Source organism: Rhizobium sp. AN5 (genome assembly GCF_900215255.1).
Taxonomy (GTDB): domain Bacteria; phylum Pseudomonadota; class Alphaproteobacteria; order Rhizobiales; family Rhizobiaceae; genus Agrobacterium; species Agrobacterium tumefaciens.
The window spans coordinates 99,598-120,504 of sequence record NZ_OCMJ01000001.1 but is presented as its reverse complement, the minus strand read 5'-3'; the positions used below and the strand labels follow the sequence as shown (position 1 = coordinate 120,504).

General features: G+C 57.4%; 24 protein-coding genes. 22 read left to right on the top strand and 2 right to left on the bottom strand.

The window, feature by feature from the left end:
* Positions 1-151: 151 nt before the first annotated feature.
* From CRP02_RS00780 to CRP02_RS00700, 19 genes are all read left to right on the top strand, one after another.
* Complete coding sequence (locus CRP02_RS00780; RefSeq protein ID WP_097169903.1) at positions 152-520, top strand: hypothetical protein; 369 nt, start codon at positions 152-154, stop codon at positions 518-520.
* Positions 521-598: 78 nt separating this feature from the next.
* The gene (locus CRP02_RS00775) at positions 599-973 is read left to right on the top strand and encodes a hypothetical protein (protein ID WP_097169902.1); all 375 of its coding nucleotides are present in this window, start codon (positions 599-601) and stop codon (positions 971-973) included.
* Positions 973-1,191, top strand: coding sequence for a hypothetical protein (locus tag CRP02_RS00770; RefSeq protein WP_323455292.1), 219 nt, complete (start codon positions 973-975; stop codon positions 1,189-1,191). The genes CRP02_RS00775 and CRP02_RS00770 overlap by 1 nt, the downstream gene beginning before the upstream one ends.
* Positions 1,181-1,585 (top strand): hypothetical protein, encoded by a 405-nt coding sequence (locus CRP02_RS00765; protein WP_323455291.1) that lies wholly within the window; start codon positions 1,181-1,183, stop codon positions 1,583-1,585. Before CRP02_RS00770 ends, CRP02_RS00765 begins: the two co-directional genes overlap by 11 nt.
* Before the next feature lie 16 nt (positions 1,586-1,601).
* Complete coding sequence (locus CRP02_RS27755; RefSeq protein ID WP_323455290.1) at positions 1,602-1,778, top strand: glycoside hydrolase family protein; 177 nt, start codon at positions 1,602-1,604, stop codon at positions 1,776-1,778.
* Complete coding sequence (locus CRP02_RS00760) at positions 1,760-2,125, top strand: hypothetical protein (protein ID WP_143539298.1); 366 nt, start codon at positions 1,760-1,762, stop codon at positions 2,123-2,125. The genes CRP02_RS27755 and CRP02_RS00760 overlap by 19 nt, the downstream gene beginning before the upstream one ends.
* Positions 2,025-2,330, top strand: a complete 306-nt coding sequence (locus CRP02_RS27275) for a hypothetical protein (protein WP_143539297.1) — start codon at positions 2,025-2,027, stop codon at positions 2,328-2,330. The genes CRP02_RS00760 and CRP02_RS27275 overlap by 101 nt, the downstream gene beginning before the upstream one ends.
* Positions 2,331-2,400: 70 nt before the next feature.
* The gene (locus CRP02_RS00755; protein WP_097169899.1) at positions 2,401-4,239 is read left to right on the top strand and encodes a hypothetical protein; all 1,839 of its coding nucleotides are present in this window, start codon (positions 2,401-2,403) and stop codon (positions 4,237-4,239) included.
* Between the two features lie 44 nt (positions 4,240-4,283).
* Complete coding sequence (locus tag CRP02_RS00750) at positions 4,284-4,637, top strand: hypothetical protein (RefSeq protein WP_097169898.1); 354 nt, start codon at positions 4,284-4,286, stop codon at positions 4,635-4,637.
* A 1-nt stretch (position 4,638) separates the two neighbouring features.
* On the top strand, positions 4,639-7,953 hold the full coding sequence (locus CRP02_RS27695; protein WP_097169897.1) for a tail fiber domain-containing protein: 3,315 nt from the start codon (positions 4,639-4,641) through the stop codon (positions 7,951-7,953).
* Between the two features lie 26 nt (positions 7,954-7,979).
* Complete coding sequence (locus tag CRP02_RS00740; RefSeq protein ID WP_143539296.1) at positions 7,980-8,348, top strand: hypothetical protein; 369 nt, start codon at positions 7,980-7,982, stop codon at positions 8,346-8,348.
* A 98-nt stretch (positions 8,349-8,446) separates the two neighbouring features.
* A complete protein-coding gene (locus CRP02_RS00735; RefSeq protein WP_097169895.1) occupies positions 8,447-9,199 on the top strand; it encodes a PhoH family protein in 753 nt (250 codons plus the stop codon).
* Between the two features lie 92 nt (positions 9,200-9,291).
* Complete coding sequence (locus CRP02_RS00730; protein WP_097169894.1) at positions 9,292-10,050, top strand: hypothetical protein; 759 nt, start codon at positions 9,292-9,294, stop codon at positions 10,048-10,050.
* A gap of 86 nt (positions 10,051-10,136) precedes the next feature.
* Positions 10,137-11,456 (top strand): DnaB-like helicase C-terminal domain-containing protein, encoded by a 1,320-nt coding sequence (locus CRP02_RS00725; protein WP_179783896.1) that lies wholly within the window; start codon positions 10,137-10,139, stop codon positions 11,454-11,456.
* A 1-nt stretch (position 11,457) separates the two neighbouring features.
* On the top strand, positions 11,458-12,600 hold the full coding sequence (locus CRP02_RS00720) for a hypothetical protein (protein WP_097169892.1): 1,143 nt from the start codon (positions 11,458-11,460) through the stop codon (positions 12,598-12,600).
* A 122-nt stretch (positions 12,601-12,722) separates the two neighbouring features.
* Positions 12,723-13,244, top strand: coding sequence for a WGR domain-containing protein (locus CRP02_RS00715; protein WP_179783895.1), 522 nt, complete (start codon positions 12,723-12,725; stop codon positions 13,242-13,244).
* On the top strand, positions 13,244-13,825 hold the full coding sequence (locus tag CRP02_RS00710; RefSeq protein WP_097169890.1) for a hypothetical protein: 582 nt from the start codon (positions 13,244-13,246) through the stop codon (positions 13,823-13,825). Before CRP02_RS00715 ends, CRP02_RS00710 begins: the two co-directional genes overlap by 1 nt.
* Positions 13,826-13,834: 9 nt before the next feature.
* Positions 13,835-15,361: an RNA ligase family protein gene (locus CRP02_RS00705; protein WP_097169889.1), complete on the top strand. Its 1,527-nt coding sequence runs from the start codon at positions 13,835-13,837 to the stop codon at positions 15,359-15,361.
* Positions 15,362-15,460: 99 nt separating this feature from the next.
* Positions 15,461-15,955 carry a hypothetical protein gene (locus CRP02_RS00700; RefSeq protein ID WP_097169888.1) on the top strand — a complete coding sequence of 165 codons (495 nt, stop codon included), beginning with the start codon at positions 15,461-15,463 and terminating at the stop codon, positions 15,953-15,955.
* Here the strand turns inward: CRP02_RS00700 and repC are convergent.
* Both repC and CRP02_RS00690 read right to left on the bottom strand, forming a co-directional pair.
* Complete coding sequence (repC, locus tag CRP02_RS00695) at positions 15,915-17,042, bottom strand: plasmid replication protein RepC (RefSeq protein WP_097169887.1); 1,128 nt, start codon at positions 17,040-17,042, stop codon at positions 15,915-15,917. The genes CRP02_RS00700 and repC overlap by 41 nt on opposite strands.
* A gap of 168 nt (positions 17,043-17,210) precedes the next feature.
* Positions 17,211-17,408 (bottom strand): ribbon-helix-helix domain-containing protein, encoded by a 198-nt coding sequence (locus CRP02_RS00690; protein ID WP_097169886.1) that lies wholly within the window; start codon positions 17,406-17,408, stop codon positions 17,211-17,213.
* A gap of 345 nt (positions 17,409-17,753) precedes the next feature.
* On the opposite strand from CRP02_RS00690, the gene CRP02_RS00685 reads away from it, so the two are divergent.
* From CRP02_RS00685 to CRP02_RS00675, 3 genes are all read left to right on the top strand, one after another.
* A complete protein-coding gene (locus CRP02_RS00685; protein WP_097169885.1) occupies positions 17,754-18,155 on the top strand; it encodes a helix-turn-helix domain-containing protein in 402 nt (133 codons plus the stop codon).
* A 113-nt stretch (positions 18,156-18,268) separates the two neighbouring features.
* On the top strand, positions 18,269-18,496 hold the full coding sequence (locus tag CRP02_RS00680; protein WP_097169884.1) for a hypothetical protein: 228 nt from the start codon (positions 18,269-18,271) through the stop codon (positions 18,494-18,496).
* A gap of 46 nt (positions 18,497-18,542) precedes the next feature.
* Positions 18,543-20,903: a cobaltochelatase CobT-related protein gene (locus CRP02_RS00675; RefSeq protein ID WP_097169883.1), complete on the top strand. Its 2,361-nt coding sequence runs from the start codon at positions 18,543-18,545 to the stop codon at positions 20,901-20,903.
* Positions 20,904-20,907 lie beyond the last annotated feature (4 nt).

Below are 20,907 nucleotides of genomic sequence, written 5' to 3'. Positions count from 1 at the left end.
GGTCTGCCCATCCCTTGCCAGGCGATCGTAGACGGCCAGCCGCATCTCATTCAAGACGGAACGCTTGAATTGACTGGTGGCGACCCCGGTGCCTTTGCGATTGTGCTCGATCAGTGGCCTTATCTTCCCGCAACTCTCACGGTGACAGTCAATGAAGCTTAATCTGACGAAGAACCTTGAACCGGCGAAGGCCGTGAAACTCGCACAGATCGACGCTGAAGCGAACCGCGCGCTTGAGAGCTATCGCACGTCAGGAAATGTCGCGGCGCTCGTCTATAAGCTCAAGCGTGACGAGGTGAGCGAAGCCGACGCTGGCCGGCCGATCGCTGAGCTTTCAATGCTGCAGGCCGAAGCAAGGGCGACTGGAATCGCACCTGAGACCCTGATCGGGATCTGGCGCAAGAAAGTGGCTGAGGAGAACCTTTTCCTTATCATTACTGAGTCCGCGCGCCAGGCGCTCAAGGCCCGCGTCAAGAATGCAACGACGCCTGCGGAACTCGACACTATCAACTGGTCCTGAATAGTGGACGAGGTGGACATGACTCGCCATATGTAGTAAGTAAGTGATTACTTACTTACCCGCTGGAGAAGAAGCCAAATGGCCCACCTGCCTTCCATCACTCTCAACAAGGAGACCATTGGTTTTGCCATGGGCCTCGTTGCACTCGTGACCTCTGGCATCGGTGCCTACAACTGGCTGCTGGACGGCCGCGCCGAGAATTCCATCGTTGTGCGCGAGCTGGTGATCAAGAACGTCGAGCAGGACAAGCGCCTCGATCGCACCGATGAAGACCGCAAGAACAACACCGAAGCTCTCAAGGAGCAGACGGCTGAGACGCAGAAGCTCAAGGAAGCCGTCGTCAAGCTGACGACCGTGATCGAGCAGAACGGTCCGCCGACCAAGAAGGCTGAATACCAGTTCCGCCCTCCGCTCCCCGGCAAGCAGGAGCCGATCTCGCTGGAGATCCGCTGATGCTGCGCCCCGACTGGAAGCACATTCTCAAGAAGGCATGGTCGATCCGTCTGATCGCGCTCGCCTTTCTTCTCACCGCGGTTGAAGTGGCCCTTGGCTTCTTTGGCGCGCCCATCTGGCTCCCGACCGGTGTCTTTGCCGCTCTCTCGGGCCTCGTCACTGCCGGCGCGTTCGTCGCGCGGCTCTACGCCCAGAAGGATTTCAAGGATGCCGATTAACAAGATCGTCAAGTCCAAGCGCTCGATCGCCGCGATTGCAACTGCAATTGCGCTCGCGACTGCAGGCGGCTGGAGCTCGATGAAAGACACGACGCCCGAGACTCTGCCTCCTGCCGTCATTCTGGCGACAGATGCGCTCATCACCCCGTGGGAGGGGTTGGTCCTCAAGTCGCATTGGGACAAGTTCGCCAAGATCTGGGACATCTGCTACGGCCAGACGCGCATCAACGGCAAGCCTGTTACCTCCGGCTTGTCCTTCACCAAGGCTCAGTGCCAGGTGATCGCCCGTGAGCAGATCTTCCACGACTATTACATGCCGCTGGTTAAGCGCATCAAGGGCTTCGAGAACATGCCTGTCAGCGTGCAGGCCCGCGATGATCTCCGGTGCCTATAACTTCGGTGTCAATGGGATGGTCAACTCGACCGCGGCAAAGCTGCATGTGCAGGGCAAGTATCGCCAGGGCTGCGAAGCCCAGACGGCCTGGAACAAGGCAGGCGGTCAGGTGGTGCGCGGTCTCGTCAATCGCCGTGAAATGGGTGATGCCCAGCGTCAGGGCGAAGCCGAACTTTGCGTGAGCGGTCTCTGATGCTCGGCAAGCTCATTCCGTCGCAGTTCCAGATCGCCGCTTACTTGGTCGCAGCTCTTGCTGTCGCAGGCGTGGGTTTCTGGATCTACGACACGATTTACGACCGTGGCTACGAAGCCGCGGTGATCGTTAAGGACAAGGAAGCTGCTGACCGTGAGGCAGCCAACAATAAGGTCATTGCAGCGGCGGAAAAGGGCCTGCGCGAAGACCTGGCAACGATTATCCTGGAAAAGGAGAAGCTGGAAGATGAAGTCGCTCGTCTCAACCGCGAAGCCGCTCAGGATCCTGGTGCTGCTGACGGCGGTATCGGTCTTGGCAGCGTGCAGCGTCTCAACTCCGTCCGCTAGGGCACCGATTAACCTGCCGGCCATTCCGGTCGAACTACAGGACTGCGGCGAAGGCGTCCTTCTGCCCGACCGGAAACTGAACCAGCTTGAAACAGAAACCTACTGGCTCAGGGATCGCAAGACGCTCAAGAACTGCCGGAACGTTCACAAGACTACCATCGACTTCTATGAAGATCTGAGGACGCGGCTTTCCTCGCCGGACTGATCCTCTCATCGTCTAGTATATGTTTCTAACTAAGTAAGTATTATATACTTACGATGAACGGATGAAAATTATGCAGAATAGCGTTGCTGAGGACCGGTTCGTCGAGGCTTATAACGACAAGGAAACATATCCAAATCTCACCGATGTCGCAGTAGCTCTTGGTCTTTCCTACCAGACGGTTCGCAATCGCTCCTCTGTTCTGCGCGCACGTAAGCGTCTCGGCGAGAACGTTCCGGAGTTGATCAACCGTGTCATCCAGGCCAAGGAGAAGGATCCGGAAGCGCCGAAGAACCACGCGAACGCACGCGCGGATCTCTTGCGTGCCGATCTCGACCGCTTGCTCACCGGCTCGCGCTATCCTGTTACCAATCCGGAAGCTGTCGTTGTCGATCCGACTTTGACCACCCGCTACGATCGCCTGATGGGCACGAAGAAGGAGGTGGAAGGCACGCCGCGCACTTGGCTCACCGACACGTTGTTGGCCGAGCCTGTCGAGGATCCTCGCGGACGTGTGTTCATCTTCACAGGAGCCCAGAACGACGCCGAGGTTCATACCGAATTCTGGGAGAACCTTCAGGCGTATGCAGCCTTTCGTGATGCCGACATCATCGTAGGTCCAGGCACCTATGAGACGCAGTGGTGGGCCGAAAACCAGTCCGTCGTTCGCCAGTATGCGGCCGAGATCGAGGAATACCTGTGCTTCGGCCAGATGCGGATCGGCGACAACTTCGTCTTCTGCGGCGAGATGAACATGCTACCGACGGCCAATCGTCCGATTTCGGATCTGACCACCTATACCCAGGGGCGCTGGGGCGTCTTCCCGCATTCCAAGATCCAGCTCAAGTCCGTTCCGTCGCTCGATCCCTATAAGCAGGCCCATCAGGTCATGACGACCGGCCTCGTTACCAAGCCCAAGATCATCCCGCGCAAGGCAGGTATCAAGTCCATCTTCCATCACCAGATCGCGGCCGTGCTGGTCGAGTTCGATCACGAGGGCGATCTCTTCTGCCGTCACCTGGTCGCTGATAAGGACGGCTCGTTCTGCGATCTGGAATTCTTCGTCAAGGACGGCGTAGTCGAGGTTGACGAGAGCCTGGTCGAGTTGATGGTCATGGCCGACTTCCACTCCGACAAGGAGGATCCGAAGAACTACGATGCCACCTTCCGATCGCCGAACTCGATTACCAAGACCCTCAAGATCGGCCGCGCCATCGCGCACGATATCTTCGACAACTACCGGCGCAATCATCACCACGTCAACGACAACGCTTATTCCTACGAGGTCGCGGTTCGCGGTCGTGATAGCGTTTTCGACGAGATCCGCGGCGTGGCGAATATTCTCAAGGAGCTGCAGGAGTCCGTCGCTGTCACGGTCGTCGAGTCCAATCACGATATCGCCCTTGAGCGGTATGTGAAGGAAGGCCGCTACCGCAACGATGGCATCAATATTCGCCTGGGTCTCCAGCTCGAAGACACCTATCTCGCCTGGCGCGAGGAGACGGCGCTCAACATCGACGCCGGCCTTCCAACCCGCTCATTTAGCCTTCTTGAGTATGCGGTCAACATGGCTGCTGACAAGGACGGTATCGATCTGTCGGACGTGGACTGGGTGCATGACGGCTACTCGTATGTCGTGAACGGCGTCGAGTGCGGCAATCACGGCTTCCGGGGTGCCAATGGCGCTCGCGGCACGGTCTCTGGCTTTGCAGGGCTGGGCGTCGAGATGAACATTGGCGACAAGCACTCGCCCGAGATCATGGATGGCGTTTACGTCTCCGGCGCCATGAACCTGCGGCAGGGCTACAACAAGGGCCCGTCCGGCTGGGCTGTGACGCACACCTTGCAGTATCGCAACGGAAAGCGGACGCTTTTGACCCTTCAGAACGGAAAGTGGCGTGCATTGATTTGAATTCCATGATAAGTAAGTGCTTACTTATCTTATCGGAGTTTGGCATGTCCTATAATCAGTATCTTCAGGGAAAGGCGATCCAGACTGGCTGCGAGTGGCGCCTGAAGATCAAGATCACGTCCTCTGCCTTGGCCGTCTTTCCGACCACGGCCAAGTTTTCAGCAACTATCCGCCAGGACAGCGCCGACGGTGTCGAGCTTATCACGCTCAGCTCGGAGGCCGGCACCATCATGCGCGTCGATGGAAACACCATCGAGCTTCTGCTGAAGGGGACTGACACGGCCAATTGGTCGGCCGGAACTGTCGTTATGGACGTGATCCGCACCGATCTCACTCAAAAGATCCACCTTGGCTTTGATCTGGAGATCCCGGTCAAGCGCACCATTACGAGGATCTAAGATGGCTGACGAAGCAATCATCTCCTATTCCGAAGACATTGTCGTCAAGGTTCGGCACAACCAGGAAGTCTTTGTTGAACTTGCCTCTCAGGGCCCTCAGGGCCCGGATGGCGAGAAGGGAGACACTGGCGATATTACGCCAGAGCTGGAACAGGCAAAGCTTGACGCTCAGGCTGCCGCGACTGCAGCAGCCGGCGCGCGCGACACCGCGGTTGGTGCCAAGGATACAGCTACCGTCAAGGCCGACGAAGCAGCCTCCTCTGCCGCCCTTGCGCTTGCGTCCAAGACCGCCGCACTGACCAGCGAGGCGAACGCAAAGGAGTCCGAGACCGCGTCTAAGGCCGCGGAGACGAGCGCAAAGACTTCGGAAACGAATGCAGCGGCGTCGAATACTGAGGCCGGCAACGCCAGGTCAGCCTCCGAGGTCGCGCGGGCGGCCTCCGAAACCGCACGCACTGACGCGCAGTCTGCACGCTCAGACGCCATTGCAGCGCGTGATGCGGCCCAGACGGCCAAGACTGGCGCCGAAACGGCTCAGAGCGGTGCTGTGACAGCCCGCAACCAGGCTTCCTCCTACGCAGACGCAGCGAAGGCCTCCGCCGAAGCAGCGGCGCTCTACGATCCGTCCTCGATCGCCTATCAGCGCCAGGCCTCGACGCCTGCTGGCACCAATCTAAATACTCTCGTCACGAACGGCGTTTGGTTTTTCGAGAACCCGGCGGATATCACGACTGCGCTTAATTTCCCGGTTGCGGGTCAGCCTGGTCGTCTTATTGGCGATAAGTCGCTCGATGGTCAGCGCCTGTATCAGGACTACCAGGTTCACGCCAATATCCTCCTGCGTTATCGGCGCTACTCTACGAATGGTGGTGCCACGTGGTCGGGCTGGCAGCCGGATTTTAACGCTGGCACCTACGCCACGATCGCTCAAGCCGAAGCGGAAGCGGGCAGCGCGACGACTGTGCGTTGGTGGACGGCTCAGCGCGTCCGGCAGGCGATTGCGGCCTACGCTGCAACCAAGACCCACGCGCATGAAATCGCGGAAATCAATGGCCTTCAAGCTCAGCTAGACGCGTTTATTGCCTCCCCGGCGTTTACCGGCACCCCGACTGTCCCTACTAAGGCCCCTAGTGATCGCTCGCTCGCGATTGCCAACACCGAATACGTTCGACAGGCGTTGGATGAGATGATCGGTGCGGCGCCTGGCACTCTCGACACGCTGCAGGAGATCGCAGACGCCCTCGGTGACGATCCAAACTTTGCGGCGACGATGACGCAGGCGTTGGCCGGCAAGGCCGATGCCGGCCATACTCATGCTATGGCTGACATCACGGGACTGGTGGCAGCAATCAACGGCCTCGCACCGAAGGCGTCTCCGGCCCTCACTGGAACGCCGACCGCTCCGACCGCTGCGGCTGCGACCAATAACACCCAGCTTGCCACGACCGCGCACGTTAAGCTGGCGATCGCGGCATCCGGTCTCGCAGCAACGGGCCATCAGCATGTTATCGCTGATGTGACCGGCTTACAGGCCGCTCTGGATGCTAAGGCCGCGTCATCTCACACGCACGTAGCGGCGGATATTACCGATCTCGCCGCGCTCCTGAACGCCAAGGCCCCGCTGGCGTCTCCTGCTCTGACCGGCACGCCGACGGCGCCTACTCAGGCAGTTGGCAATAATTCCACGCGTATCGCCACGACCGCATTCGTCACGACGGCAGTTCAGAACGGCACGTCCGGCAAGGCCGACACGGTTCACACGCACGCGATCTCGGATGTTACGAGTCTGCAGGCAGCTTTGGATGCTAAGCTCAATCTGACCGGTGGCTCGCTCGGCGGCGTCTTGACCAATAGCGCGGAATTCCGTTCGACTAGTCAGAACAGCTATCGCTTCGTCTCTGGCGACTACGGTATCTTTCAACGGTTCGACGGTTCGAACTGGTATCTGATGCTGACCGATTCGGGTGATCAGAACGGCGCATACAATTCGCTTCGTCCGTTGCGGGTGAGTGCGACGACTGGCGCTGTCGCGATTGGAAACGGTTTGAGCGTTGCCGGCGCCTTCTCGACCACCGGAACCGCGACCTTCTCCTCGGGTGCTTCCTTTGCTGGTAATGTTACCGGCTCGGGCGTCGCCGACTTTGCCCGCTTCTATGGCACCAACTCGGACTCAGCGGCCGCGCCTTCTTTCACGAACGCGGCCGACCTGAACACGGGCTTGTGGTTCCCTGGCGCAGATTCAATCGGATTCACCACTGGTGGAAGTAACCGGATGACGCTCGCAGGCAACACCCTGTCCCTCAACGGACCGGGCAGTGTTGCCATCGAGATCGGCCGCACCGATGGAACCGCGAGCACGCCGGTTCTCGACTTCCATTCTGGCGCGACCGCGACCGACTACGACGCCCGCATCATCGCAAGCGGCGGAAGCGGGACCGCAGGTGGTGGCTCGCTGAGCTTTACCTGCGCCACCGCGACATATACGGGAGCTGTTACCGCTGTTTCATTCTCTGGCTCCGGCGCGTCACTGACCTCGCTTAACGCCTCGAACATCTCGTCCGGCACCTTGGCTGACGCACGCATCCCTTCGTTGGCTATTAGCAAGATCACCAACCTGCAGACGACGTTGGACGGAAAGCTCTCCACCAGCGGCAAGGCTGCCTCTGCGACGACGGCCGATCAGTTGGGCGGCGTAGTCGCGGCAAACTGGCTGCGTCGCGATATTGATCAGCAGATGGTCGGCAGTTTGTTGACCCGCCCTATCAATCAAAATGCCAACCAGAATGACGATGGTGGCAATCTTCGTATTCAGAACGCATCTGGCACCGGCGACAGTGCTGTAGCCGCGATGACATTCTTGTGCCAGGGTCAGTATGGCATCAAGATGCATCTGCGCGCAGATGGTTATTTCGGTCTCGGTGGTTGGTCTCGGCCTGCCTGGTCTTGGTATACGTCCCCGAGTGGCGACATGGTTTCCGCTGGTAACGTCGGCGCGTATTCGGATCCTCGTCTGAAGGATGATGTAGCCGAAATTGATAATGCGCTCGACATCGTGCAACAGCTCCGCGGTGTTCGCTTCACCTGGAATGGCAAGACCAAGCTTATCGGCCGCCCCGGCGAGCGTGACATCGGTGTTCTGGCTGACGAGGTTGAAGCTGTTCTGCCGGAGATCGTCAGTCTCTCCATTCCCGACGAACAGAATGATGGCGAACAGTGGCGCGTGGTCGCTTATGACAAGCTCACTCCTGTTCTAATCCAGGCGATCAAGGAGTTGCGCGCTGAAGTGACGGCGCTCAAGGCGGGAGCAAGCGGATGACTCTTCCATCTTCCGGACATATCTTGATGAGCCAGGTTAATCAGGAACTTGGTAAAGCCTGGAACGCTCCGATTTATCTGAATGACGGAAACGTGCGAAATCTTGCAGGTCGCTCGTCTGGATGGATTTCGATGGGCGACCTGCACGGCAAGAGCTCGGTTGTTCAGGAAGGCCCGGCATATGACAGCAACTACGGCTGGACGCGCGTCAATCACGCCTTTTTGGGGACTTATGCTCAGTTGGTCTGGGGCGGTGGCGAGGTAGCGCGGATCGACTATAACGCTACCTCTTGGTCAGGCGGTGGCTGGACGTATTACAGGGGCGATTACAGACAGGATATGTCGGACGACAACGGCGAGATTTCCGGTTTTGCGATCTATCGGCGCAACGGCTGACGGCATGAAATTCTGATCGCCTATGTAAGTAATTACTTACTTATTTCTCAGAATTTCGCTACAGTGGGACCGTTAATATTCCACTGGAGTCCCCTGAAATGTCCAAGCCTCGTAAGTCCGTCGCCCGTCAGACCCGTCGCGACGAACGCGCCCGTATGCGCAATGACTCCAAGCTGATCGCATCCGCGGATCGGTCGATCCCTGCCGCACCCACTGCCGCTCGCAAGGAGCCGGTAAAGCCGCTCACTGCTGGTCAGAAGCGTTATGACGCCGGGTTTAAGCAGTCCAGTATCGTTTTCGGCCTTGGGCCGGCCGGCACTGGCAAGACCTGGTTCGCAATCCAGCGTGCGGCGGAAGCGCTCAAGCGTGGTGACATCAAGAAGATTTATGTCACTCGCCCGGCAATCGAAGTAGGCGAGGGCATGGGCTTTCTTCCGGGCGAATTGCACGAGAAGTTTGCCCCTTACCTGGTTCCGGTCAAGGAAGCCTTCGTCGAGGCGCTAGGCTTTGGCTATTACGAATATTGCCTGAAGGCCGGCGTCATTGAGCCTGTGCCGCTGGCGTTTATCCGTGGTCGCACCTTGAGAGATGCCTGGGTGATTGCCGACGAAATGCAGAACGCGACCAAGGCCGAATTCCAGGCGTTCCTGACCCGGATCGGCGAGAACGCCAAGTTCGTTATCAATGGCGATGTGACGCAGACCGATGAAAAGATTGGGCGCAATTCGGGTCTTAGCGACGCGGTCAACCGGATTGGCAATCACAGCCAGGTCACGGTCGTCAACTTCTTGCGTTCCGAGATCGTCCGTTCGGGTCTCTGCCAGGACATCGTGGAAGCCTACGAAAGCTGACAACCAAGAGCGCGGAAATCCCGCGCTCGCTTTCTCTGCGCTTCCATGCGCGTCTCGCTATAAGTCTTAGCAGATACAGTGAAAGACCAGCTATGCCGCATATCATTACCGCCTATACGACCGAGCTTGAAGCCGAGCGCTGCCCTACTTTCGAAAACGACTACATCATCTCCAACTACATCAAGGATGAGTGGCAGGGCTTTGATCGTATGGGATGGGAGAAGAAGTGGTTCGACTATCGGCACATGACACTGCTGCAGGCAACCGTGGCCTACATGGAAGCTTACGCAATTGTCTACAAGCGCATCTATGCCCGTGTCTATGATCGCGAGAGGGCCGAGCATATCAATCCTCTGCATGTCGACAATATTCTCGCTGCACTTCGTCCGGGCGGTCAGGCTGACCCGAAGAAGGTGACAAAGGCAAAGAAGCAGCTTATCGGCTGCTGGCGCGGCCGTCAGATCGCCGACATGCTGACCATGCCCTACGATGTCTATATTGACCTCGCTTTCACCTACCGGATGAACCACTGGCAGCAGAACAACATGCCGCAGCCGCAGCAGCTCTATGGCGATTACGTGGTCGAGAAGATTGCGGAACGGTGGGAGGAGCTCCAGGCATCGCGGCTCTTTCTTGCCGAGCATTCCTGCTACCTGGTGCAGAACTATCAGGATCTACCTCAGCAGAACCATTATCATGAATGGCTTTTCAAGCAGGCCAAGCTCCGGTCAAACCCCGCAGAGTTTATCGGCCGGTTCGTTGAGGAAAACATGCTTCCCTTGGACAAGGTGAAGTCTCGCAAGGATCCCGACCTGCCGCCGTTGGAATTGATCGAACGCTATCTGCAGTAGCCCATCAACGTTTCGCTATAAGTCGAAACACGACGCTCTGCGTCTTATAATATAAGTAAGCACTTACTTAGGAAATGGAGTCAGTTGTGACCGAAGAGGCACAGTTCGAGTTCGACCAGTCGTTCCAGACGAAGGTCGCCGCCCTCGTGATGCGCGACACCACCTTCGCAATGAACACGAAGGACCTGATCAAGCCCGAGTATTTCACGGAAGATGCCGCCGGCACCCTCGTTCGCATCGTCCACGAGCATGTGAAGACCTATCGAGCGGTCCCGGACATGAAGATCCTGCCGACGATCTTGAAAGACGAAATCGCGGCCAAGCGGATCCGTCCTGACATGGTGGATCCCGTTAAGCAGATGGTGAAGTCGATCCTCACGACCGATCTGTCCAACCCTCAATTCGTCCAGGACAAGGTCGTTGATTTCGCAAAGACGCAGGCGGTCATCGATGTGATGGAGAAGTGCGTCAACGGCCTGATCGACAAGAAGGATTGGGGCAAGATCGGTCAGCTCATGAAGGAGGCAACCGCGATCGGCGCCAATGTCGACGGTGGTGGATACAACTATTTCGAGGAGATCGCGAACCGCACCAAGATGCGCCACGATCTCAAGGCTGGGAAGGTTGTGAGGAACGGGATCACGACCGGTTATCCGGCAATGGACGCCTACCTTTACCACTGCGGATGGGGCCGCAAGGAACTGTCGTGCATGATGGGCGCTGCCAAGGCCGGCAAGTCCATGTCTCTCGGTGACTTTGGCAAGAACGCCGCGATGGCCGGCTACAACGTCCTCTACGACAGCCTTGAAGTTTCGAAGGAGATCATTGCCGATCGTATCGACGCGGCCATGTCCGACACGTTGATGCGCGAACTGCACAAGGATCCGGACAAGATTGAGGCCGCGATCAAGGCCATCCACGCCAAGTCAGGCCGCTTCGAGCTCCGCGATCACGCCTCCGGCACGTTGAAGCCGTCTGCGCTGCATCGCCTGATTGAGAACTACCGGGCCGACGGCATCATGTTCGACCTGGTGATCGTCGACTACGCCGACATCATGGCTGCGGAGTATCGCTCGGACTCGCTGCAGGAAAACCTGCGCACGATCTACGTCGATCTCCGCGCTCTTGCCCATGAACTCAACTGCGCGTTTCTGACGGCCACCCAGACCAACCGTGACGGCGCCAAGAAGGCCAAGGCCGATGCTACAGACGTTGGCGACGACTGGAACAAGGCGCGAACGGTCGACATTATGATCGGCATCAACGCCACCGAGGCCGAGAAGGCCGCAGGCGAGGCCCGTCTGTCGTGGCTGCTGTCGCGTAACACCGAAGACGGCTTCTCCCTGCGTATTAAGCAGGATCGCCAGAAGATGCAGTTTCTGACCAAGGTTCTCGGGAAGGAATAATATGGCACGGGTAGAATACGACCAGATCCAGGAGGAGCTCGACATGGAGTTTCTGCTGGATCGCGAAAGCATTTCCTATCGCGAGACGCGCGGCACGTCAGGCATTCAGCTTAACATCAAGACGTGTCCACATCCAAGTTGTCGTGACGAGCGCTGGCGCACCTATTTCGGGATCGATAATGGCAAGGGTAACTGCTTCGTCTGCGGCAACTCCTTCAACAAGCTCCAGTATGTGAACTACCAGTTCGATCATGGCGACAACTGGCGCGCCACGTTCGAAACGTGCGAGGAAATCCTGCGTGACCAGGGCTACAAGCCCAAGAGAAAGGCTATGGTAGCCGTCGACCATAGTCAGGTCACTCTGCCGGTTTCTGATCCGCTGCCTCTCGCCGACGGTTCGAACCTGGCATATCTGGAGCAACGCGGCTTTGACGGCGAGATCGCGAAGTATTTCGAGCTTCGTTGGTGCCAGTTCGGCTGGTGGAAGTTCAAGGACGCCGACGGCGTCACGCAGACGCAGAATTTCGGCAATCGGATCATCATTCCGGTCTTTGATCTCGACGGAAGCTTGAAGACGTTCCAGGGCCGCGATCTAACCGGCACCTCGAATAAGAAGTATCTATTCCCGATGGAGCTGCCGGGAACGGGGCGATATCTGCTCAACGGCCACAATGCGGTGGCGACGGATCATGTGGTGATGGGCGAGGGCGCTTTCGACGTTGCGGCCATCAAGGTAGCTTTCGACGCCGATCCCGACCTTCGCCATATCGTGCCGGTTGGATCGTTCGGCAAGCACTTGTCCTATGGCGCGTCGGATGGCGATGACCAGCTTGGCCGGTTCATTCAGTTGAAGGCGAGGGGAGTTACGACTGTCACGATCATGTGGGACGGCGAGGTTAAAGCGCTTCTTGCCGCTCTCGATGCTGCCAAGATTCTTACGGGGATCGGGCTCAAGGTCCGTGTTGCTCTTCTGCCGTTTGAGAAGGATCCGAACGAAGTCACCGGTGACGTGGTGCGTCGTGCTTTCTACGCGGCCGAACTTTGGACCCCTAAGCTTGATATTCGCTGGCGTCTCAAGAACCCCTACGCGGCTGCTGAAAAGAAAAAGCTTGCCGAGGAGGCGAGGGCGCGAACTGCTGCCTGACGGGATAAGTAATCACATACTTATTTCCTGCCGCGTCCCAATGACGATCTCGCTATAACTCAAACATGAACGAAGAAACGCGCATCACTGGTCGCAGACCGATTGTCGCGCAGAGGAAAGCTATGTCCGTCTACCCGATTACATCGAAGACCATCTCCTACGATCACCAGGGCGGCACGAAGTCCTATCATCTGCACCTGATCCAGGCTGCGAACGGGAACTGCGTCGTCATTAACCGCTGGGGCAAGACCGGCGCGATCGGTGAAATGAAGATCGAAATGTTCGACAGCCCGGTCAAGGCGCAGCGTGCCTTCGACAAGAAGGAGACCGAGAAGACCCGTAAGGGCTATCGCCAGAACGGGCCGGCGCGCGAGGCAAGTGCGAAAGACCCCTCGGAAATCGTGAAGGCCGTGGGCAATGTCTACTTCAACAAGATGGGCGCGACAGCAGTCCAGCACCTCGATCCCGGCTTCGATACGAGCGGTATGCGTGAACTGGATAGCCCGCAGTGGGATGAAGACGGCAACAAGCTCGACTCCTCGCGCAAGGTCGACCCCGCAGCCGTTCGCGCCGCGCAGCTCGCAGCCGAAAAGGAAGCGGCTGAAAAGGCTTACTCCGAAAACGATCTCTACGGGAGGTTCTGATGTCTACCAAGAACGAATACGTGAAACTGGACGACCCGCGCAATCAGTTCGCGTTTGTTTGCCCGGTATTTGAGACCACGACCAAGATTTCGCAGTGCTTCAAGCTGCGGGAGATGTTCTGGCGCGGCGAGCGTCCCGAGGTCCGCAAGGGCTGCCAGGTTTGCATGCGGGCCGGCAAGTGCGCGGCCGCGGCGATCGTCAACAAGATCCGCACCAACGGTCGAAGCTGGCAGGATGACTACGCATCCGACACGCCGGTCGTGGGCAAGCTGCGTAAGGACGTTCTGGAACGCATCCACCGCCCGATGGTCGTCGAGTCCTACTATCGAGAGTTTCCGGGCGTCTCGGATGCAGAACGGCTCAAGATCGAGACCGCTTCCGAGCGCATCGGAAAGGCTATTGGTGCTGCACCGCTTCCGAGCGACGACGGCCCTTCTTATTCCCGCAACTTCACCGAGAGCCCGACGCCGCGCAAGTCGCGCAAGGCTGCTCCGAAGGCCGACAACACCAACACCCAGACCAACTCCGTTGGCGATGCTGCCGCATCCGGCAATCTCGCAGCGGCGATTAATGCAGCGTAAGGAGCAGCAATGGACGCTTATGCCGTCAAGTCCCTGATCGATGACATTGGGGCGACATCATCACGCACGGAAAAGGAACGCCTGACGATGGAGCTTGGCGCTTCCGATCTGGGCAAGTTCGTTCTTTCCTGGGCGTATAACCCCTACATCAAGTTCTATCTGACGCCGGCGCTCACCGAAAATGCTGGTCGCTTCAAGATGGAGTTTAAGCAGAACCTGATCGAGCCGCTGTTGAAGAAGCTGGCTTCGCGTGAGCTTACCGGCCTTGCTGCTGAGCGCGAGGTGGGTGAGGTTATGGGCGCGCTCGATGAAGACGGCGCACGTCTGCTGTTTCTAATCCTCTCGAAGGATTTGAAGTGCGGCATTGGGGCGCAGACGATCAACGTCGCGGTGCCTGGCCTCATTCCGGTCTTCTCCGTGCAGCGCGCGGTTCACTACGAGCCCAAGAAGCTCAAGAAGGGCAAGGTCTATAAGGCCGAGTTCAAGCTGGACGGGAACCGCAACACCTTCCTGTGCAAGGACAACAACGCCGGCTTCTTTACGCGCACTGGCAACCGTGTGGCGGCACTCGACTTCCTGGTAGAGCCGGTCATGCAGGCGGCATCCTATGTGGTGTCAGCGGCGAGTCCCGAGCTGCGCAGGGTTATGATGCGCGACGGTGAGGACAAGCTTAATTTTATGCTCGACGGTGAAGCCATGATGACGGTCTTCGAGGAGACCGGCGCATTTCGTCGTCAGGAAGAAGACGCTGTTGGCGCCGAGTTGCACCTCTACGACATGATGTCCTACGATGACTTCAATGCCGTTGGGGCTGTCGGTCAGCCGCTGTCTGTTCGTCGCAAGTGGGTCGAAGAGTTCCAGGATCTCGCCAAGATCGCACTCAAGGGCACGTCCTCGCCCGAAACGATCCAGATCGTGCCGCAGTTCTTCGTCAACAATGACGCCGAGGTCCAGGAGCTGTTCCTGCGCGCACGCGACATGACGCTCGCCTCCTACCTGGCTCGCGGTAACAAGGCGAAGGAGGAGGCGCTTCTCAAGACCACGATCAACCCGAAGACCGGTAAGCCCGCAGTCCTCGAAGGCATCGTCGTCAAGGATCTAGAGGCGCTTTACGAGAAGAAGAAGTCCTCTGCCTGGTTGAAGGTCAAGGCCGAGGAAACTCTCGATCTGCCGATTGTCGGTATCTACAACGGTCAGGAGCATTCCAAGTATGAGAATATCCTGGGCGGCGTCATCGTCGACCACGATGGCGTCAACGTTCGCGTAGGCGGTGGCTTCTCCGATCCCGATCGCGAGGAACTCTGGCAGCTCTGGGAAATGGACGCCAAGATCCTCGGCATCGATCCCTCGGTTGGCTTCAAGGGCAAGTCATTCGCATACGATGATCTCAAGGAGGTTGGCGCCACGAACCTGATGACCCGGCTTCTCGAAACCGAGTTCATGGAAGTTACGCCCGACGGCTCGCTTCGTCATCCCCGCGCCATTCGCTTCCGCGACGATAAGGACGGCGAAGTGGAGATCAAGGAGGCCGCGTGACAAATTAAAGAAAGGGTTGCGAAAGCAGCCCTTTACTTTTTGCAGTTGCGTCGGCTATTGGACGGAATATGCACGCATGTCGAGAATTGAGGCAGGATAATGCGCATATTTATACCTAGGGTGGGGCAAAAGGTTGAATTGCTTCAGCCATGGACGTTTAAGTTATACAACGATCACCAGAACGCCGATCTCTGGAATGGTCTTGATCTTTCCAACAGCGCCGACTACCGCGACGAACTCATAAAGGCCGGCGATATCGATCAGGAACTAGCCTCCCTGGAGTTGATTAATTCGCGGCGACGAACCCTTCAGCAGGACGAGAGAATAACCGAAATCTATCGCATCCGCCGTGGGCAGGTGTTCTTGGGCGCCCATATTACTCTCGATGCCGGCACAATCCTCACCGTCGACAAGATTGACGTTAAGAAGGGTTCGACCAATCCAGTGGTCTCCTTTCTCATATGCTCGTCTCCCTCTCCAAAGCTAACCCCAATCAGCCAAGGCGGCACTTACCGTCCGGCTCGCCGAAAATTCTGGGCCAAGCTCGATGACGTTAATCAGATCGTGGTCGACCCGACCTTTTCAGCTTCATAATCTCGGCTTCGATATCGACGGATCCATTCTTGATGAGCCTCACCAGCGCTCGGAAATAGCCGCCCGCGTTTTTGATAGTCTCCGACCCCGGCGCGGGCCTCTGCTGGAGTTGAACCACATAAGTCAGCGTCACGGCCGCGCCCAGCGCCCCGATTTCGCGCACTGCTTCCTCCCAGGCTGACGGTGAAACACCAAACATGCCGCGGGCGCGACCGACGCACGCCACAAATTCACGGTCGCTTCTGGCAGGCCCGATAAACTCCATTGCGTCCGGGCACGCCTTCATCACATCCTCAGCCGTCGCGGTTACCCTCGGCTTCGCCTCCTCACCATTCTCTTTGCCGTTGTTACAAGACTGGTCAGGGGCATATTTGTTGTTGTCTTTGTGACGGCAAGAATTGCCGGCAGAGGCGGCATAATATCTGCTTTCTGCTTCGATCCTGATCGCCTGCCATGCATCTCGGGCACTATCGGCCGATCCCGTTACGGATCTGCGTGGTGTAACTCGTGCAAGCTCAAGGGCCCGCGAGCCGAGGTCAACTATGTCGATGTCCGGATAGACCTCAGCAAGCGTCCTCAGCGCTTCCTGAGCCGCTCTTCGGTGTATAGTGAGATCATCGAATACAGCCAAGCGCTCACGCTCGGCGTCTCTGATTGCCTGCAGCCGATCGCGTAACTCGGGGAGCATAGCGAGGAGAGGGGAGAGGTCGAAACCATACGCCTTGATGATCTGCCCACGGGGCGATCGCTGCGCATATCGCTTGCCGTTTGGCGAATCCTTTGCGCCGATGACGCCCTCTGCGAGCAGTCGCGACAAGGCGTAGCGAACAGACCGCTCCGGGATTCCCGTTCGTTCGACCAGAAATTCGTTGGACGGCCAGACGAGCATACGGTTTTCGATGAGCTCTCCACCATAGACGCCGACAAGCTGATCCAGAACGAACCGGCATGACGACGGCAATCTCAAGACCTGAGCTGCCGCTCTGGCCGCCTCATAGAGGACTTGTTTATCCGCTGTATCAGGCTCCGCGGCCGACGGCTTTGTCGGCTTTAGAGCGCGCCAGCCGGATGACTGTGCGCTTCTCATAATCCCTCGTTTCCGGGCAAAGCTTCGCCATCGACCCCAAAAGGTCGTTGACAAATCAGCGGTGATTCGGGATAACAGAGTTGCTAAATGGCTCTGGTGTCCCGACGGTCACTATCTAATTCGAAGGCTCTGGGATTGCCGTCCTGGAGCCTTCAGCCGTTTAAGCCCTTAGTTTCGTTCCTCGATCAACTTGTTAAGGGCAACCGCAACGGCCTCAGACCGATTGCGGAACTCACCCGTTTTGACTAGATCATCCAGTTGCGCCGTCAGACGGTTCTCTATCCACAAAAGAACCTGTTTTTCGCCCCGCGCCTCGCGCTTGACCCTATAACGTTCTGACGGTGTTATCTCTGCTTGGATGCCCATGCTCAAACTTCCGACTCATTCAAATCACTACATCGCTAGTGATTGCCCGATTCTCTCGATTTGTGAACCCCAAAAGTTCCAGACAATCAACAGTAGCAGCGAATCCACAATTGATCGCATAAGTTTAATTATGGAACTCAGCGATCCTTTTGCCCCAGGGAAATGCCCTTATAGAGGACTCGAATTGATGACAAGCCGAGTCCAGAAAATAAGTAAGTGTTGACATATTTTTTTCGTATGGTCTAACGACTTCCGCAACGATCCCATCAGTGTCTCGCTATAAATGAACTGTCGAAAGCGAGAGACACTGAAATTGAAAACGAACCGCCTGTCAGGGGATTTGAAATGGCTAAGGAAGCAGGAACACCTACGAGGTTTTCCAACTACATTATGAAGCTGCTCATGGAGTCTTCGAAGTCTCAAAGAGAGATAGCGGAGGCCGTCGGCTTCAAGAACCAGAACATGATCACCATGCTCAAACTTGGGCATGTGAAGCTCGCTCTCGACCGCGTTCCAGCGATGTCTAAGGCCCTTGGTGTCGACCCGGTGGATATGTTCAAACTGGCGCTCACCCAATTTTACGACGACGCCTCGGTTAGAATGCTGACCGAGCTTATGGAGACCGGGGTCTCCAAGGAAGAGCGCGCCATACTGAATACCGTCAGAGAAGCGGCGGGCGATACGCCGCCCGCCTTGACGAAGGAGCGTGAAGAGGCCCTACGGAAGCTGTTCGCGCCCGACGCGTAACGCTCCTGACCTGCAGCGGTTCAATTGGATGCTTGCTATAACCATGGCAAGCATTCTTTTTGTCCGCGAATATAAGTAATCGCATACTTACACCGTCCAAACACGAGGTCATCATGAGCGAGAAGTCACCTTTCCTCCGCAATCTGTCTTTCACGAACGAACAGGCCAACGAGGTCGCTATGGAGCTCGAAAATCGCGAGGTCGAGGAGATGAACGGTTGCACCGTCTACTCCGGAAAGCATCCGATCCACGGCAACATTCACGTTGTCATTCCAGCCATTGGCGATGCAAAGGGGCTTTTGTCGTTCGAAGTGAAGCCTGTAGTGCTCCGTTCATTTTGAGCATAAACATAAGTAATCAAATACTTATCTCAAGGAGAGACGCGACATGAACCGCGATATCATCGAACTGCGCGAGGTGATTACCAAGCTCGTGCCGCTTCTGTCTGGCAAGGGCCTGATGGTTACGCAGCGCGGTTCGCAGGCTTACGTCCAGACTGATGCCAAGACCAAGCAGCCGGTTCTGGTCAATATCCCGAACATCCCGGACAATGCAAATTCGGAGTTCATCGCGGCTATTTCCGGCTTTATCGACCACGAGGTCGCTCACGTCCTTCATACCGACTGGCACTACTACGGTGGCAAGGGCGGTATGAGCGAACGAGACCTGCGTGATCCCAGGCGTCGTGCGTTCATGAACACCCACAACATTATCGAAGACGTGATGATCGAACGGGAGCAGGTCAAGACCTTCCCTGGCGCAGCTCGCAACCTGTCGGTTACGCGCAAGTGGTTTCTCGAAAAGATCACTGATGCGGCGCTCAAGGGCGTCAAGGATCCCAAGGAGCAGTTCCGCTACATCATGGTCCCGATGATGCGCGCTCTTGGCGGGCACGAAGAAATGCAGGATTGGATGGACAAGCACGGCTACTGGAAGCATCCGCTTGTAGAGGAAATGCTCGCGACCATGAAGCCGGCCACTCTTGAGCTCCTCAAGAAGGCAACGACCACCAAGGAGACGCTCGTCGTCGCCGAAGAGGTCCATGACATTCTGATGGGCAAGATCCTGCCGCCTCCCCCGCCCCAGCCTTCAAAGACGAAGGATAAGTCTGAATCCAAGGGCAAGTCTGTGGACAAGCCCGAAAAGGAGGCTGGCGAAGGTGACGGTGATGGCGAGCGCGATCACTCGAAGTCGGAGCCGAACGAAGGCAAGTCCGGCAAGGGCAAGCAGAAGAAAAAGGACGATAAGGGCGAAGGCGACGGTGATGAAGCCGGCGATGAAAAGTCCAAGCCCGATAGTTCGAAGGGCGGCAAGAATGAGAAGAAGGATAAGGAAGACGACGCTGAGGAAGAAGCTGGCGCCGATGACGACGGCGATCCGTCTGATGGCAGCGAAGAGGATTCCGATGATGACGCCGGCGACGACGGTGACGCAGATGCTGATCCTGAGAGCGAGGTGGGCGACAGCGAAGAGGAGGATGACGCTCCTGGCGCAGATGAAGATCCACAGGACGAAGGAGACGAAAGCGGGAACGAAGGCGCTGAGGACGGCCCTGATGAAGAAGACAATTCATCCGCTGATGAATCCTCGAACAATGGCGATGACGGTGACGATGACGAAGGCGGTCGCCGCAACGAGGTATCGTCTGTCATTACCTCCGGCGACGAAGGTGGTGGCATCGGCGAGGTAGGCGACGGCAGCGAGGAGGAGCACCAGGGCGGAGGAGGAGGCGTCGGAAACGCTGCAGCCAAGTCTCTGTTCGACTACGAGGACGGCGATTTCGAAGCCGTCGATATGTCCTCGCAGATCGCGATCAAGATTTCCGATGCGGCGGTCGCGGCAATGGACCCTCGCCAGTATCTCGTCTTCACCCGCGAGATGGACGAGATCAAGCCCGTGCAGGTTCCGGATAACATGAACTCCAAGTGGGTTCCGGAAATGGAAGACGAGACTCGGCAGATGACCTCAAAGATGCAGAAGGACATCGAGCGCATGATGGCCTCTCAGTCCCACGTCATCCGCACTCCTGGTCATCGCACCGGCAAGCTTCATGCGCCATCGCTGTTCCGTGTTCCGGGCGGCGATCCGCGCGTGTTCACCCAGAAGCAGGAGCATGTGTCGAAGGATACGGCCGTATCGGTCGTCATCGACAACTCCGGCTCGATGGGCGGCCCGAAGATGAAGCTCGCCATGACGGCCGGCTATGCGCTCTGCTCGACCCTCGACCGCGTCAAGATTTCCCATGAGGTTATCGGCTTCACTACGGGTGGCTACTACGGAATGCCGCAGTCGCTGCGCGAGGCGATGGCCGAAGATGCGAAAAAGGCGCGTATCAATTGGGATCGTGTGATCCCGATCGTTATGCCGATCTACAAGACCTTCGACGAACGCCTGACCGCGACCGTGAAAAGTCGTTTCGCGTTTATGAGGAATGCCCAGGCAGGTCTCAATGGCAACATCGACGGCGAGTCCCTGGAATATGCAGCCGAGCGGCTGCTTAAACGCTCTGAAAAGCGCAAGGTCATGCTGGTTCTGTCCGATGGGCAGCCTGCAGGCGGCGCCAAGTGCGGCCCTCACCTCTCTGGTGTCGTGCAAAGCCTTGGCAAGTTGGGCGTTGAGTGCATCGGGATCGGTATCATGGACTCGTCTGTGACCAAGTATTACCCGAAGTCGACGGTTCTCCATAAGGCCGAGGATCTCCCCGGTCAGGTGATGACGGAGATCAAGAAGATTCTCACCGGCATGTAAAAAA